Here is a 16,284-nt window from a genome sequence, read left to right as displayed (position 1 = left end):
TATTTCGTTATATTTATACCTCAAAAATTACTTTATGCGTTTTTCTGAAAGTAGAAATACAACTCGTTGGATTATTATTTTTATTTCCTTTTCGATCATTACCCTGATTCTTTGGAACACTTATACTTTTTTTCAAATATTCAAGAATGAAGAACGAATCAAAATGAAACTCCTGGCTAATGCGCAAATAGCATTAATCAACGCAGACGAAAATACTGATCTCGAACTTCCGCTTCAAATTTCCAGCAACAACACTTCTATTCCTGTAATACTAACAATGTATGACAAGATTCTGACGACTAGAAATGTACCAGATGAAATATTAAATGACCAAAAAAAATCGATGCGCTTTTTAAAAAATCTCCAAAATGAAAATGAGCCCATTGTATTTGAATATTCTCCCGGAAAGTATCAGAAATTATATTATGGAAATTCGGCTTTACTTAATAAGCTCAAATATTATCCCATTGCATTATTGCTGATCATCTTTTTGTGCGGCGCTTTGGTTTACAATTTTTATAAAAGCACAAAAATGGCGACTCAAAATAAACTTTGGGCGGGAATGGCTAAAGAAACAGCTCATCAAATTGGCACACCTTTATCATCATTAATTGGCTGGGTTGAGATTTTAAAGACCGAAGAAATTGATCAGTCCATAACTTTTGAAATTCAAAAAGATATTGAACGTTTACAAACTATTACAGATCGTTTTTCAAAAATTGGCTCTGTTCCTGTTTTAGAAGTTCATGATATTGTACAGGAAACTTTAAACTCATACAAATATTTACAATCCCGTTTTTCAAAACAGGTTGAGTTTTCTTATGATACCCCAGCTGAGCCTATTTTGGTTATGATAAATCCAACTTTACATAGCTGGACAATAGAAAATTTGGTAAAAAATGCGATTGATGCCATGAAAGGAAAAGGAACTTTAGACCTTCAAATTGAGCAGGATGCACATCATGTAAAAATAAATGTAAAGGATTCCGGAACCGGAATTTCTAAAAAACAATTCAAAACTATATTTGAGCCCGGTTTTACTACCAAAAAAAGAGGTTGGGGCTTAGGTCTTTCTTTAACAAAGAGAATTGTTGTAGAATATCATAGCGGTAAAATAAAAGTTTTACATTCTGAAATAGGAAAAGGGACTACTTTTCAAATTCAGTTAAATAAAAAAGTGTAGTAAAAATAACTCTACTACACTTTTTTATTTTAATCAGACTTCGATTTCGCTCAATCTGACATTATTTTTTACAAATTCGCCTGAATACTTTTGGCCAAAGCTTCAAATTCTTCTTTCGAAAGGGATACTTTATTATGAAAACGCATTTCATCCATTTCATTTAAAGGAATCAGATGAACGTGTGCATGAGGAACTTCTAAACCAACAACTGCCATACCAACTCTTTTACAAGGAACAGTTTTTTCTAAAGCAATTGCAATTTTCTTAGAAAACTTCATTAATCCCAAATACAATTCATCATCCATATCAAAAATCTTATTGATTTCTTGTTTAGGAATACAAAGTGTGTGTCCTTTTGCATTCGGATTTACATCTAAAAAAGCCAGATAATTTTCATCTTCGGCAATTTTATAAGCCGGAATTTCTCCGTTAACTATTTTGGTAAATATCGACATCGTTTATTCGTTTATTTGTTGAATCGTTAAATCGGTTAAACAAATAAACGATTAACCAATTAAACATTTATAATTTAGTCTCTTGTAATTTCAAGGATTTCAAATTTCAAAACTCCATTTGGCACTGTAATTTCTGCTACTTCTCCAACAGATTTTCCCAGTAAACCTTTTCCAATAGGAGAAGTTACCGAAATTTTTCCGGTTTTCAAATCAGCTTCACTTTCAGCAACAAGTGTATATTTCATTTCCATTCCGTTGCTTTGGTTTTTAATTTTTACGTTAGAAAGCACCAAAGCTTTCGAAACATCAAGTTGTGATTCGTCTATTAATCTTGCATTTGAATACACTTCTTCTAATTTAGAAATTCTCATTTCTAATAAACCTTGTGCTTCTTTAGCGGCATCGTATTCTGCATTTTCAGATAAATCACCCTTGTCTCTTGCCTCTGCTATGTCTTGAGATGCCTTTGGTCGCATTACACTTTTCAAATGCTCCAACTCATCTTTTAGTTTTTTTAATCCTTCTGCTGTATAATAAGATACTTTACTCATAACTTCATCGTTTATATAAATACAAAAAATCCCATCGGGACGGGATTTCTTATTACAAATATACTATTATTTTTAATAGTACATAATTATATGTTAATCATATAGAATTCAAAACTAAATAATTTAATTTTGTTTCACTAATACTTTTTAAAATAATGAAAAAAATCTGGCTCTTTATCGTATTAACTTGTGTGTTTTTCTCTTGTAGTGATAATAATAAAAGCAACAGCAATCCTAATATCCCTAATTATGCTGTAAATGCTTATCTTAATACAAGTTTGCCATCATACAATAACCTTTTATATGTGAGCAGCCCGGTTTTTGTTCCAAATTACGGAGCAAAAGGTATTATTGTAATGAAAACAGGCGAAGGAACTTATACCGCTTTTGATGCTGCATGTCCAAATGAACCCTTAACTTCTTGCGTTGCTATGACAATTGACGGTATTTATGCCGTTTGTTCTTGCGACAAAACATCTTACAATTTATTTACAGGACTTGGCGGACAGGAATACCCGATGAAACAGTATCGGGTCGAATTATCCGGAACTTCTGTTCACGTATATAACTAAATAAAAAAAGCCTGAAAGTTTAAATTTTCAGGCTTTTTTATTTTCTGCTCCTTTTTTAGAATTTTAAAGTTAATCCTGCCAGGAAATTAATCCCCGCCTGAGGATAATAGTATGGGTAAACATCATACATATATCCGTTTGAAACATATTTTTTGTCCAGAATATTATTTACCAAACCTGTAATCATAATTGATTTAAAAATAGATTTTGGTTTGATTTCAAAAGATACATTTAGATCATTTACAAAATAATCAGCCAGTTTAGCTTCTGGCAATTCGATATTATTCATGTATTGCTCGCCAACATATTTTTGTAATAATGAAATATGTAAATTTTCAATCGGACTGTAAACAATAATATTTCCTGCAATTACTTCCGGTGAATATGCAATAGACGTGGTTCCGTAATTTTGTCCTTCTACAGCCAAATCAACATTTTTGTTACTGCTTAAAGTAAAGTTTGGACGCAGCATAAATTTTTCTGAAAGCCTAATTGTTGCATCAACTTCAAACCCTAAACGATAACTTTTTTCACTATTTGAACGAATTGGAGATCCAACATCATCTAGTGTTCCGGTTAAAATTAATTGGTCTTTGTAAGCCATATAATAGAAGTTTGAATTCAGTTGAAATTTCTCTGAATTAAACCTCCAGCCTAATTCAAAATCATTTAATTTTTCAGGTTTTACATTTCCACCTTCATAATCGGTTCTGTTTGGTTCGCGATTAGCTCTGGCGTATGAAAAGTAAAGTGTGTTTTTTTGATTGATTTGATAATTCAATCCCGCTTTTGGATTGAAGAAATTAAAGTTATCATTTACCAGGCCTGTTTCAATACTATTGGCTTTATATTGTACATTTCTATATTGTAAATCTCCGTAAAAACTCAATTTTTCTGTGAATTGATAATTTGCTTTCGCGAAAATATTTCCGTCTGTTTTTGTCGAAAAATCATCATAATAATGATCTCCCAATTCTGATTGAGAAGCATATCTTGCCCAGATTACTTTGCCATAATGATCGCCTTCATATTTATTCCAGCCTCCGCCAAAGATCACGTCAAATTTTTCGTCTTTGTATTTTACAGAAAATGTAGTTCCATAAAAATCATTGTCTAACCACTTTTGACGCACTAAATCGGTTGTAGCTATTGCGTCAAGCGGCAGCAAACCATATTCAGCCATGTCGGCATCTTCTTTATAATTCTCGTAATAACCTTTTCCTTTTGTGTAATGAACTGCTAAATTCGTACTCCACTTATCCGAAAAAGATTCGTTCCAATGCAATTGATAATGATCTTGTTGGTAATTATCGGTTTCATTGTCATAAAAACGAACGTTTCCAGCTTCATCAGTATACATTCCTGCAGAATTGAAGGTACGATTTGTATTTAAAGTTTCAGTATCTATTCCATTCCAGGATTGGTATGTTTTTTCTGTTCCGCCAAAAACTAATGCTTTGATTAAAGTTGTTTTACCAACGTAAGTTCCCTGCAAAAAATACGATTTTAAATCAGAACTTGCACGGTCGATATAACCATCAGATTTAAGCGTAGACAAACGTCCTGCCAATTCAAAATGATCGTTTAATAAACCTGTACTAAATTTTACCGTATTTTTTCTGGAATTGAAACTTCCGTAAGAACTGGAAATTTCGCCATTTGCCTTAGAAGCATAATTATCTGTCAACATATTTAAACTTGCACCAAAAGCTGAAGAACCATTTGTAGATGTTCCTACACCTCGCTGCAATTGCAAACTTTCTACAGAAGAAGCAAAATCTGGCATGTTTACCCAAAATGTTCCCTGACTTTCAGCATCGTTGTACGGAATTCCGTTTATGGTAACATTTACTCTTGTGGCATCGCTTCCGCGGACTCTGATTCCGGTATATCCAAAACCATTTCCTGCATCAGAAGTCGTAACAACCGATGGCAAATAATTCATTAAAATTGGAATATCCTGACCTAAATTTCGGTATTTAATATCTTTTTTATCCAAATTACTAAACGTAACCGGCGTTTTTGCAGTAACACGAACGGCAGAAACCAAAACCTCATCGAGAGAATTTACTTTGGTAGAATCTTTTTCCTGAGCAATAGAGAATAGAGTAAAGAAAAAAGAAGAAAGAAGAAAGAAAATTGATTGGGTTCTTCTCATTTTAGAAAACTTATAACCTTTGTAACTTAGCACCTCAGTACCTTCAAAAAATGTTTTCATCCGTAAAAAAATTACGAATAAAAGGGGGAATTATTCTTTTTGTTAAATTAATAAATGTGTTTCTTACAACAAAATATAGTGTGCACACTAACAATTGTCGTTTTTTCCCTTAGCAACATTACTCGCTCAGGTTCTTTGGGTATGATCTCAGCTCGTTATTTAGAGCACCCCTTTGAGACAGTGCAAATGTAAAGTTAAAAATTCCAAAAATCAAATCCCAAATTCCAAAAACGAATAAAATTTCCAAAAAACGAAAATTCCAAATTCCAATTGAAAACTACATAACTGCGTTTCTTTTTGAAATTTGGAATTTTATAATTGGGATTTATTCCAAATCTGGTTTTCTCCTTGATTGTTTTATTTCAGAAATATTTTTCTTATCCTTAATTCTTTTCTTAATTACAGATTTCGGAATCTTAGTTGCTTTACGAACTTTTGGAACAAACAATCCTTTTTTAATCATTTCCAAAAAACGTTTTACAACAATTTCTTTATTTTTAAGCTGACTTCGGTCTTCGTCACAGTTTAAAATCAGAATGTTTTCAGTGGTTAATCTTGGCGCAATATTAGTTTGTAAAAGTAATTTCTCTTCTTCAGATAAAGCCTGAGAAGCATTTAAATCAAAATTCAACACGACTTTTGAAGAAACTTTATTTACATTTTGTCCGCCAGCACCACTACTCCGAACGGCTTTAAAACTTAACTCTGATATGATTTTTTCTGAATCCATTACTGTGGCTGATGTGCCGGTTTTAATAAGTCATTTACTGTTTTTACAGGACTAAAAGTTATTAGTGGAACAGCAACAAAAATAGTTATCCAATTTGCCATTGCTCCGTTCCATAAACCCGGCAACTCATAACTTTTGACTATATTTCCTTCGATACTTTTTTCGACAATAAATCCTGTTTTATGATCTACAAATTGAGTTAGATCAAATTTTTCGTTTTTATAATTTTTGACACCACAAATTAGATCAACCGGGTTAAAATGGGTCGCTTCCGCTAAAATTTGAAGTTGTTTTTTGTTTTTTAAATCTACCTGAGATGTTTCTACAATCTGAAGTGAAACTGTTCCTTTTTCGTCCATAACCCAAAAAGGGCCACCTCCCGGCTCTCCTTCATTTTTCACCATTCCGCAAACTCTTATTGGTCTATCTAATAGCTCTTTAATTTTAATAATTTTATTTTCAAATGTAAATTTATTAAAATCATTTGTCAAATTAATATTCAACTGGTCTTTTAAAAACTGAACAATTTCAACAATATTGCTTTCTTTTATATGCTGCTCTTCAATAGCTTTTAAATAACCAAAAACTTGTTGCTGAATTTCAATTAAAATTCCTGCAAGACCTTTTTTATACAACGTAATTTTATCAATATGATTTTGAATTACGTTATCTATATTTTTAATAAAAATAATATCTGAGTCAAGTGTGTTCAAATTTTCGATTAGTGCTCCATGTCCTCCGGGTCTAAAAACCAGTTCTCCATTTTTGCTTCTAACTAATTCATTATTACTATCGACTGTAATCGAGTCTGTACTTTTATTTTGATAAGAATATCCAATATTAATTTTAGTTTCGGCCTCTTTTTCTATATTATCCTGAATCAAATCAACTGCTTTTTCAAATTGAGCCTGATGAATTTCTGATACCGTAAAGTGCAGGTTTGATATTTGATCGGCTGTGGCATAATGCACACATTCATTCAAATGTTCTTCTATTGGAGTTGCAATATGGTTTTGATAGTGATGAAACGGCAAAACTGCTTTGGGCTTATTTGCAAAATCAAAATAATAAGGAGATAATAATAATTTTATGAAATAATAATTTTTGTAATCTCTGTCTAAAGTTTCAAAATCGGGATAAACCTCTCTAAGCTTTTTATCTACAGCTTCAAAAAAAGGAAATTTTTCCATTGCTACAATAAAAATAGACAAATCACTATCTTTTTTTCTGTTGATGTAAGCATTTATAGTTTCTTTTTGAAGATCAAAATCATTCAAAAAGGCAGTTAAAAATTTAAACATTCGGCTTGCTGCACCAGAAGCCGGAACAAATTTCTTTAGTTTTAACTTTGATTTTTGAAGATCAAAAAAACGGGCTTTTGCTTCAAAATCATTTTCAGTTAAATTTAAAATTCCATTGCCAATTGTTGCAGGACTTATTAAATTACTCTTTAAAATTCCGTTTTTAAAAATTTGCAGTTGCTTTAAAACACTTTCAACAGAAACCCCGTGATTGTAAATTTCAACAAAATCAGAAGATGAAAATCCGTGTTGTTTGGCAATAGTCAAATTGTCGATAATAATTGCAGCTTTTGCCAGGCGGCTTTCTTTATTCCCCGAAAGGGTAATAAATGGCTTTTTATTATCAATCAAAGTTTGTTTAAAAACTGAAAAAACAGTTTCTCTTCCTTCAGCTTTATCTCTAATATCATCTTTTTCCCAAGGAACATCTATGTCTGTCAGGAAAAATAAATCGTATTCATGTTCTAATGCTTCTTCATTTAAAAGAGGATCGCAAAAACCATAATATATTTCAGAAAAAACTTTGGTAACCATTAAATTAGTATCGCAAAACAGGTATTTATTTGCCGAAGAAAGTTTTTCATTTTCTAGTGCAACCTGCCCGTAAGCAATTGGCAGCATATCATCTGCATCGCATATATGTTGGTTTTCTTCCCATCTTTTTTGCAAATAATCGCGTGCAAACTCAGGAACCCATTCCGTTTCGTAATATGCGGCAAGTTGTTTTGCCAAAGTTGTTTTACCTGTACTTTCAGGACCAAACAAAGCAATTTTTATTATAGCTGTTTTTTGCTGTCTAAGATTTTTCTCCATTCTAAATAAGCTGAAATAGCTAAAATTGTAAAAATTAAGTATTGAAGTGACAACATTCCTAAGCCACGATACGCATAAAGAGGCACAACAATAATGTCACCAATAATCCAAAGTGTCCAGTTTTCGATTTTTTTTCTGGCCATGTACCACATTCCCGCAAAAAATATTCCCGATGAAATCATATCGACATAATTGTCATTATGAATCTCATAATCAAAATATTTATAAATGCCGAAAACTACAAAAATGGTCACAAAAAACAATAGAACACCAATTATTTTTTCATTAAGATTTGTTCGTGTTATAGGTAAATTATCTTCGACCGTTCCTCCTTTTGCCCAAACGTACCAGCCATAAATGCTCATTACAGAAAAGTAACCATTGATAATCATATCGCCAATATAACCGGCAATATATAAAAGATAAACAGAAATTACAGTCGCAATTAAACCCGTTGGATATACCCAGATGTTCTCTTTTTTTGCAAACCAAACACTTAAAATTCCGAACACAAAAACCAGAAACTCTAAAGCAATATGCCATAAAGGAGCATTTTTATAACTTTCTAAAAAAAAATCAATCATTTGGGTTGTTGTGTTTAGCTATTATTTAATTTTCTATGATTCAAAAAAACGGCTGTTATTTTCGAAAGCTGTTCCTATAACCACTAAATCTGCACCGGCCTTGTACGCATTCTGAATTCCTTGCAAATCTACAATTCCTCCTCCAACAATTATCGGAATTTTAACGCTTTGAGAAATTAGCTGTATCATTTTGAATGGAACTGCTTGTTTGGCACCACTTCCGGCTTCAAGGTAAATTAATTTATTTCCTAACATTTCTCCGGCTTGCGAAGTTGCCAAAACCAAATCAAGATTCTCCCTGTTTAACGGCTGTGTTTTACTTACTCTTGCTACTGCTGTTTCATTACCGCTTTCGATTAAAATATATCCTGTTGAAATTACTTCAAGATTCATTTTTTTAAGAATTGGCGCGGCCTGAACCTGATATTCTATTAAATAATCGGGATTTCTGCCCGATAAAAGCGACAAAAACAAAATGGCATCTGCCTGAGGAGAGATTTGCGAAGGATCTCCCGGAAAGATAACCACCGGTAAATTTGTCTTTTGTTTTAATTGAGCAATTAACTCTTCTAAAATTGTAGTCTGAACAACACTACCGCCCACAAAAATATGTGTAGCTGGTGATTGGTTTATTTTCAGCAATAAATTTTCTATATTTTCTAAAGCAATCTTATCCGGATCTAAAAGAATGGCCAGCAATTTTTGCCCATTGCTTTTGGCCTGAATAATTTGCTCGTAGATATTGGGTATTTTTTGTTGCATAATGGCCGTAAAAGTAAAAGTTTTTTAATGTAGAAGAACAATTTTGAATGAATTATATTTGTGTGAAGGTTTTTTAGAATCCAAAAAACAAAATTATGATTGCTACTGAGTTATTAGAAAAATATGGTGCTTTGAAAAAAGTTTTTGATAAAATGGCTGTCATTTTTGAAGAAGGAAATTTACCTGCTTATTATTATCAAATCGTTTCCGGCGAAGTAAAAATGAGCAATTATAATGATGATGGAAGGGAATTTATTCAGGGAATCTTTTATAAAGGACAATCTTTTGGTGAACCGCCTTTGTTTTTAAATCAAAATTATCCGGCTAACGCAATTGCTGTTGAAGATTCGGAAATTCTTCTTCTTTCAAAAAATAATTTCATGAAATTACTGGAGGAAAATCCTTTCGTAAGTATTAAAATAATTCAGAATCTGGCGCAGCGATTATATTACAAATCGGTTATGGCGGCAGAAATGTCTACACAGGAACCAGAACACCGGGTTTTAAAATTAATGGATCACGGAATTGAGTATTTCAATTTCCAAAAGGATGAAAATGGATACCTCATCAATTTTACCAGACAGCAAATTGGCGATTTAACCGGTTTACGGGTTGAAACCGTTATCAGAACCATTAAAGCATTAGAAAAAAAAGGCGTTTTGAAGATTATAAACAGAAAAGTATACAGATAAAAAAATTCTTGTTTTATGATTAAAGTCATAAAATAGAGCTGGATAGTGCATGTACCTTTGTAGTATAAAAATCTCAATATCATGACACTATATCAAACAACATTCGAAAATTTCAATAAAAATTACATGGGTTCTGCAGCAATGGCTGTAATTGGTCAAAGCTGTTTAGGTGGTGCAGCTGCAATGTACATTCTTTCACATGGAACCTCTATTGTACAAATGATACAACTGGCAATTATTGTTTTAGCTTCTGTTTTTGCCAACACTTCAATTTTAGCGCAAATGAAACATAAAGTAGTTTTTAACCTTATTATTTTAAGTGCTCTATTGAGTGTTTTCTTTATATTTCTGAATAGTTTTGTACTATGAAAAAACAAATAGAAAATAGAACCGATGTCGAATTCCTAGTACATCAGTTTTATGCTAAAATAAGAGCCGATGCAGAAATCGGCTTTTATTTTAATACGATGATAAAAGATTGGGATAAACATCTGGAAAAGCTGACTGATTTTTGGGAAACCAATTTATTTGCTGTAAAAAAATACAAAGGGAATCCGCATACTGTACATAATGAAGTTGATGCTCATTTTGGCGAAAAAATCACTTCAAATGAATTTGGAATCTGGCTTAATCATTGGTTTCAAACTATCGATGAGCATTTTGAAGGAGAAAATGCCGACACACTAAAACGTCGCGCCAGAAAAATGAGTACTTTTTTGTATATGAGTATGTTTGAGCATCGAAAAAAAGAAAGCGAAGTGTAGTTTTTTGTCATTTCGACCGAAGGAAGAAATCACACTAGAAATTCCGCAAAGAAAATCGCCAATCTTTGTCGAGTTGCGAGTGTGATTTCTCCCTTCGGTCGAAATGACAAATTGTTCGAAATTCTATTTTTAAATTGGAATTTAATCCACAACTATTTCTCAAAAGCATAAACCAAAGTAAAAGTATCATCAAAATTCTCTGATTTAATTTCTTTGTAATGCACATCAAAATCTTTTACAAGGTTATCAAAATGAAGACTTGCATCTGTTCGACTTTCGGTTAACGAAAAATCTTCAACCTGAATATGATCTTTAAAACTGATTCCTTTTTCATTTCTGATTTTAAAAATCGCTTCTTTCGCTCCCCAAATTACGGTGAGCTTTTTTATATATTCTTCTAAATCATCCTGATTTAAATAATTGAATTCGGTATCAACAAATTTATCGGCAATTCGAAGGATTTTCTGGCGCTGTAATTCCATATCTATTCCAACCGTTTCATGGCTGATAATGATGGCTGCAAAATGATACGAATGTGTAATCGAAATATAGTTATGACAATCAAAATAAGGTTTCCCGAATTCGTCATAATGCAAATCGTGATCTGTAAACCCCATTTCCTGAATCAGCATGCGAACACTCAAAAAAGCACGCTGATGAAGTTGAGATTTCATCCCGTTTAATCTTTTCTGCGTTTTTTCTTTTAAAACTACTTTGCTCAATAACTCCTCAAAAGATTCTGTTATTTCCCAAATTAAAAGTTTGGTATTCTCGTTGCATTGTATGGTTTGAAATAGAGGCATTAGTATCTTACTTGTTATGTGGTTTATTTTTTAAACCATATAAGTTATATAAGTAAATATAATTTTATGGCTAAAAAAAATGTGTTTAGTAAATTTAAGAATATGACTTCATACAATAAAAAAAATCCGTTCTTTTTTAAATGAACTTATATCGCTTATATGGTAAAACAATATTGAATCTTTTTTTAAATGAACTTATATCACTTATATGGTGAAAAATAATTTCGAAACTAATGTTCTAAAGATTAAGAAATTAAACATTTCACAAATCTTACAGAAATAGTCAAAATTAAAAAGCTATTCCGTAAATTTGCAAAAATATTACAATATACAAATATACTATAAATGAGTACTACAACTACGCCTTTTGTGGCTTTCAAAGTAAAAGACATTTCTCTAGCGGCTTGGGGAAGAAAAGAAATTGAACTAGCTGAAGCTGAAATGCCAGGTTTAATGGCACTTCGCGCTGAATATAAAGACGAACAGCCTCTTAAAGGTGCTCGTATCGCTGGATGTTTGCACATGACGATTCAAACTGCTGTTTTAATCGAAACTTTAATCGCTCTTGGTGCAGAAGTTACTTGGTCTTCTTGTAACATTTTCTCTACTCAGGATCAGGCTGCTGCTGCTATTGCTGCTGCCGGAATTCAGGTTTACGCTTGGAAAGGTCTTGATGAGCAATCATTTGACTGGTGTATTGAGCAAACTTTATTCTTTGGCGAAGACAGAAAACCATTGAACATGATTCTTGATGATGGTGGAGATTTAACTAACATGGTTATTGATCGTTTTCCGGAATTGGTTCCTGGAATCAAAGGTTTATCTGAAGAAACAACAACTGGGGTTCACAGACTTTACGAAAGAGTAAAAGCCGGAACTTTACCAATGCCTGCAATCAACATTAACGACTCTGTTACTAAATCTAAATTTGATAACAAATACGGTTGTAAAGAATCTGCTGTAGATGCTGTACGTCGTGCAACTGACTTAATGTTAGCTGGAAAAAGAGTTATCGTTTGCGGATATGGTGATGTTGGAAAAGGAACTGCTGCTTCTTTCAGAGGTGCTGGTTCTATTGTAACTGTTACTGAAATTGACCCAATTTGTGCTTTACAAGCTGCAATGGATGGTTATGAAGTTAAAAAATTAAACACTGTAATTGCTAATGCTGATATCATCATTACAACTACTGGAAATAAAGATATTGTTCTTGGAGAGCACTTCGAGCAAATGAAAGACAAAACTGTTGTTTGTAACATCGGACACTTTGATAACGAAATTGATATGGCTTGGTTGAACAAAAACCACGGTGCATCTAAAATCGAAATCAAACCTCAGGTTGACAAATATACAATCAACGGAAAAGATATCATTATTCTTGCTGAAGGTCGTTTAGTAAACCTTGGTTGTGCTACAGGTCACCCAAGTTTTGTAATGAGTAACTCATTTACAAACCAAACTTTGGCTCAAATCGAATTATGGAAAAACAGCGGTGCTTACAACAATGACGTTTATATGTTACCAAAACATTTAGATGAAAAAGTGGCTGCTTTGCACTTAGCTAAATTAGGAGTTGAATTGGAAACTTTACGTGACGACCAGGCTGCTTATATTGGCGTTCCGGTTGAAGGTCCATTCAAACCAGAATACTACAGATATTAATAATTTTAGATTTAAGATTGTAGATCTTAGATTTTTAATACATATTCAAAACCCGATAGATATTTTAGAAATCTGTCGGGTTTTCTGTTTTAATATAAAATCTAAAATAATCTGGACGTGCCATCATAAGTAAATCAGGAACTTTAAAATTAATTTCATGTTTCTCGGCTTTTTTAAATTATAAGTTTATTTTTGAAAAACAAAACCAAATCTGAAACCTAATAATGAGAATATTTTTAATTGTAATGATATTAATCATTACTCCTCTATTTTCGAATGCTCAAAATTTTAATGCCTCAAAAATGCAACCTAGGACGAATCCCTTGCCAATGGAGGACGAAAAGCCACCGCAGTTAGTACAGTTGCCAACCATGAAACCTATTTCTACTCTAAGTCGCGTAGAAAAGGCACAATCTAAATTAGAAAGAGAAGAGCAAAAACTAATTAAACTGGCAAGAAAAGCATGGAATAAGGAAGATGATTTAAAAAAAGAACAAGCACAATTAAAAAGCCTTGAAACTGCACCCGAAAATATCAATAATCCCGATCAACAAAAAGAAATTGAAAAATGTAAGAGGCAAATAGCTCAATTGAAAGATGAATTGGATAAGGCAAAAGCTGAAGTCGAACTAAGCACAAAAAAAGTACAGGAGCTGGAAAAAGCAATAGAAGAAGCTAAATATACGAGACAAGGATATTAAAAACAGTACTTCAACCCTTACAAAACGTGAGGGTTTTTTCTTTTACAGTAAGGAAGTAATCAGATTATATTTATATATTAGCTATAAAACAGAGTTTAAATCTCATTGAATACAAAAATATGATTGAAAAAGTTTTATGCGAGCAACATGGATCAAAAGAAATGTCTTTTTCCTGTATTCATATTGCAATGGCTATAGACAACAAAGAAAAAGTTGGTTTTTTCTATTCAGAAGCTGAAGAAGACCTTCCGCAAATTGCCTGGTGTGGCGCTTGCGAACAATGGTTGCTGGACAATGGCGAAGAATGGAATGACGCCTTTGAAACCATCGCCTATTTTAAAACATTATGTTCTGATTGTTTTGAAGAGGCAAAAAACAATGAATTAGAAATTCATATCCGATAAATAAATCTCATGAAAAAAATTATTATTCTCTATATATTCCTTTGTTTGAATTTTACTTTATCAGCACAAAATAAAGATACCTGGATTTCATTCTGGGATAAAGACACAACCCATTTGGGATTTAAAGATAAAAGCGGAAACATCAAAATAGAACCGAGATTTATGGGCCTTACTATTGCTCATAAATTTGAAAATATAATTGCTGTTAGCGAAGAAGAAAATGAAAGCTGGAAAAGCTACTATTTAACTAAAACCGGAAAAATAGTCGGACGCGACAGTTTATATATTTTTGATAACGGTGCCGATTGTGAGAATGAAGGCTTTATACGCTTTAATGATCATAAAACAGACAAAATGGGTTGCTTTAATGGTGATGGAAAAATTGTAATTCCGGCTGAATACAGTCATTTAACAAACGTTAGAAACGGAATGATTATAGCTCTAAAAGATGCAGTGAAGGAAAAAGATGGAGAACATTTTTTTTGGACTGGAGGAAAAGAATTTCTAATTGACATTAACAATAAAATTCTAATTGAAAATTTCAGCTTCAATGATGAGTTGAATTTTTATTCTTTAGAAAAATCAAAAGAAAAAAATCCAGATCCTATCAGAGATAATTTCCTTGGTATTGACGGACAATATTACTCGTTCATCAATTTTGATAAAGAATTTAAATCATGGTTAAAAAACAATATCCTTACCGATTTATCAAAAGAAAATTTATTAAAACACTCTTACGATAACATCACGTATTGGAAAAAGAAAGACGATGATGGCTGGATTACTAAACCAAAAGAAGCGTTTATGAAACTAAATTACAAACTCATAAAAGCGAAATTATTAGAATTAAAATCGGCAAATTGTGATTATCATATATTTTCTGAAAGCTTGAATAAATTTATCTTTGAAGCAGATGAATATGATCAATATTTTGATAATTGCCGTCAGGCGAAAGACTGGATTAATCCTGTAAAAAACATTGTTATTTCTCCTCAGAATAAAAATGAATCAGGACAAGATCATTTTGAATTTTTAAGAACCAAAAATGGATATAAACTAATAAGCGCGTCATCCAGAAAAGAGGACCTTAAATGAAATCACAATTGATTATTCAGGTTTCAATTTCTACAGCAACTTGAAACCTGAAACTTGAAACAAAAGTGAACTCCGCAAGTTTCGGATTTTATAACCGCAAAATCCACCTGATATTTGTATTATAAAATTGAAGAAATGAACACACAAGAAAACATCAATTATAATCGTATCGCCGAAGCCATTGATTATATCAAAGCAAATTTCAAGGATCAGCCCAATCTTGATGAAGTTGCAGAAAAAGTGCATTTGAGTCCGTTCCATTTTCAGAGGCTTTTTAGCGAGTGGGCAGGTACGAGCCCTAAGAAATTTTTACAGTACACAAGTTTAGAACACGCTAAAAAACTTCTTAAAGAAAATCTGGCAACAATTTCTGAAACAGCGTATGAAACAGGCCTTTCGGGCACAAGCCGTCTTCACGATTTGTTTGTAAACATTGAAGGAATGACGCCTGCTGAATATAAAAATGGCGGTAAAAACCTGGAAATTAATTTCAGTTTTGCCGAAAGTCCCTTTGGGAATATTATTGTCGCTTCAACACAAAAAGGTGTTTGTTTTATGGCTTTCGCCGAAGATGAAGAAAGAGGACTTGAAGATTTAAAACATAAATTTCCAAACGCAGCATTCTCCAGAAAACTAGATTTGGCACAGCAAAATGCTTTATTCATTTTCCAGAATGACTGGAGCAAATTATCCGAAATCAAACTGCATTTAAAGGGAACCGATTTTCAATTGAAAGTTTGGGAAACCTTGCTTAAAATTCCAATGGGGCAACTTTCGACTTATGGTTCTATTGCACAGAAAATCGAAAAACCAAATGCATCCCGGGCCGTTGGAACTGCCATTGGAAGCAATCCGGTTGCTTTCCTTATTCCGTGTCATCGCGTTATTCAATCGTCCGGAATTTTTGGCGGTTATATGTGGGGAAATACCCGAAAAACTGCCATTATTGGTTGGGAAGGTGCGCAGATAAATCCATAAATCAATCATATTATTT

Annotated in this window: 18 protein-coding genes; 10 read left to right on the top strand and 8 right to left on the bottom strand. The window is 32.5% G+C overall.

Annotation, left to right across the window (positions count from 1 at the left end; all coding sequences use genetic code 11):
• Nucleotides 1-34: 34 nt before the first annotated feature.
• A complete protein-coding gene (locus tag SD960_RS09610; protein WP_318802487.1) occupies nucleotides 35-1,183 on the top strand; it encodes a HAMP domain-containing sensor histidine kinase in 1,149 nt (382 codons plus the stop codon).
• 68 nt (nucleotides 1,184-1,251) lie between these two features.
• On the opposite strand, the gene SD960_RS09605 is transcribed toward SD960_RS09610, so the two are convergent.
• Nucleotides 1,252-1,638, bottom strand: coding sequence for an HIT family protein (locus tag SD960_RS09605; protein WP_318802486.1), 387 nt, complete (start codon nucleotides 1,636-1,638; stop codon nucleotides 1,252-1,254).
• 74 nt (nucleotides 1,639-1,712) lie between these two features.
• On the bottom strand, nucleotides 1,713-2,189 hold the full coding sequence (greA, locus tag SD960_RS09600; protein ID WP_173969212.1) for a transcription elongation factor GreA: 477 nt from the start codon (nucleotides 2,187-2,189) through the stop codon (nucleotides 1,713-1,715).
• A gap of 155 nt (nucleotides 2,190-2,344) precedes the next feature.
• Here greA and SD960_RS09595 point away from each other — a divergent pair, with 155 nt between their 5' ends.
• On the top strand, nucleotides 2,345-2,761 hold the full coding sequence (locus tag SD960_RS09595) for a hypothetical protein (protein WP_318802483.1): 417 nt from the start codon (nucleotides 2,345-2,347) through the stop codon (nucleotides 2,759-2,761).
• Nucleotides 2,762-2,816: 55 nt separating this feature from the next.
• On the opposite strand, the gene SD960_RS09590 is transcribed toward SD960_RS09595, so the two are convergent.
• The 5 genes from SD960_RS09590 to SD960_RS09570 form a co-directional block, all read right to left on the bottom strand.
• A complete protein-coding gene (locus SD960_RS09590; protein ID WP_318802481.1) occupies nucleotides 2,817-4,979 on the bottom strand; it encodes a TonB-dependent receptor in 2,163 nt (720 codons plus the stop codon).
• Nucleotides 4,980-5,304: 325 nt separating this feature from the next.
• A complete protein-coding gene (gene arfB / locus SD960_RS09585) occupies nucleotides 5,305-5,709 on the bottom strand; it encodes an alternative ribosome rescue aminoacyl-tRNA hydrolase ArfB (protein WP_318802479.1) in 405 nt (134 codons plus the stop codon).
• On the bottom strand, nucleotides 5,709-7,823 hold the full coding sequence (locus SD960_RS09580) for a DUF4301 family protein (RefSeq protein ID WP_318802478.1): 2,115 nt from the start codon (nucleotides 7,821-7,823) through the stop codon (nucleotides 5,709-5,711). Before SD960_RS09580 ends, arfB begins: the two co-directional genes overlap by 1 nt.
• A complete protein-coding gene (pnuC, locus tag SD960_RS09575) occupies nucleotides 7,787-8,407 on the bottom strand; it encodes a nicotinamide riboside transporter PnuC (RefSeq protein ID WP_318802476.1) in 621 nt (206 codons plus the stop codon). The genes SD960_RS09580 and pnuC overlap by 37 nt, the downstream gene beginning before the upstream one ends.
• Nucleotides 8,408-8,440: 33 nt before the next feature.
• Entirely contained in the window at nucleotides 8,441-9,169 is a 729-nt protein-coding gene (locus SD960_RS09570) for a geranylgeranylglyceryl/heptaprenylglyceryl phosphate synthase (RefSeq protein WP_318802475.1), read from the bottom strand.
• A gap of 95 nt (nucleotides 9,170-9,264) precedes the next feature.
• On the opposite strand from SD960_RS09570, the gene SD960_RS09565 reads away from it, so the two are divergent.
• From SD960_RS09565 to SD960_RS09555, 3 genes are all read left to right on the top strand, one after another.
• On the top strand, nucleotides 9,265-9,861 hold the full coding sequence (locus SD960_RS09565) for a Crp/Fnr family transcriptional regulator (protein ID WP_318802474.1): 597 nt from the start codon (nucleotides 9,265-9,267) through the stop codon (nucleotides 9,859-9,861).
• An 81-nt stretch (nucleotides 9,862-9,942) separates the two neighbouring features.
• Nucleotides 9,943-10,230: a hypothetical protein gene (locus SD960_RS09560; protein WP_042566229.1), complete on the top strand. Its 288-nt coding sequence runs from the start codon at nucleotides 9,943-9,945 to the stop codon at nucleotides 10,228-10,230.
• Entirely contained in the window at nucleotides 10,227-10,625 is a 399-nt protein-coding gene (locus SD960_RS09555) for a group III truncated hemoglobin (protein ID WP_318802473.1), read from the top strand. Before SD960_RS09560 ends, SD960_RS09555 begins: the two co-directional genes overlap by 4 nt.
• 152 nt (nucleotides 10,626-10,777) lie before the next feature.
• Here SD960_RS09555 and SD960_RS09550 read toward each other — a convergent pair whose 3' ends face one another.
• Nucleotides 10,778-11,428 (bottom strand): 4'-phosphopantetheinyl transferase family protein, encoded by a 651-nt coding sequence (locus SD960_RS09550; RefSeq protein ID WP_318802472.1) that lies wholly within the window; start codon nucleotides 11,426-11,428, stop codon nucleotides 10,778-10,780.
• A 345-nt stretch (nucleotides 11,429-11,773) separates the two neighbouring features.
• On the opposite strand from SD960_RS09550, the gene ahcY reads away from it, so the two are divergent.
• The 5 genes from ahcY to SD960_RS09525 all read left to right on the top strand — a co-directional run bounded on the left by ahcY (nucleotide 11,774) and on the right by SD960_RS09525 (nucleotide 16,268).
• Nucleotides 11,774-13,090: an adenosylhomocysteinase gene (gene ahcY, locus SD960_RS09545; protein WP_318802471.1), complete on the top strand. Its 1,317-nt coding sequence runs from the start codon at nucleotides 11,774-11,776 to the stop codon at nucleotides 13,088-13,090.
• Between the two features lie 224 nt (nucleotides 13,091-13,314).
• Nucleotides 13,315-13,791 (top strand): hypothetical protein, encoded by a 477-nt coding sequence (locus tag SD960_RS09540; RefSeq protein ID WP_318802470.1) that lies wholly within the window; start codon nucleotides 13,315-13,317, stop codon nucleotides 13,789-13,791.
• Nucleotides 13,792-13,910: 119 nt separating this feature from the next.
• Nucleotides 13,911-14,195, top strand: a complete 285-nt coding sequence (locus tag SD960_RS09535) for a hypothetical protein (RefSeq protein ID WP_318802469.1) — start codon at nucleotides 13,911-13,913, stop codon at nucleotides 14,193-14,195.
• Nucleotides 14,196-14,204: 9 nt separating this feature from the next.
• Nucleotides 14,205-15,290 carry a WG repeat-containing protein gene (locus tag SD960_RS09530; protein WP_318802467.1) on the top strand — a complete coding sequence of 362 codons (1,086 nt, stop codon included), beginning with the start codon at nucleotides 14,205-14,207 and terminating at the stop codon, nucleotides 15,288-15,290.
• Between the two features lie 135 nt (nucleotides 15,291-15,425).
• A complete protein-coding gene (locus SD960_RS09525; protein ID WP_318802465.1) occupies nucleotides 15,426-16,268 on the top strand; it encodes a methylated-DNA--[protein]-cysteine S-methyltransferase in 843 nt (280 codons plus the stop codon).
• Nucleotides 16,269-16,284: the final 16 nt, after the last annotated feature.

It is taken from the genome of Flavobacterium sp. MMLR14_040, from assembly GCF_033657265.1.
Classification (GTDB): Bacteria; Bacteroidota; Bacteroidia; order Flavobacteriales; family Flavobacteriaceae; genus Flavobacterium.
This window is presented reverse-complemented; position numbering and strand designations above follow the sequence as displayed.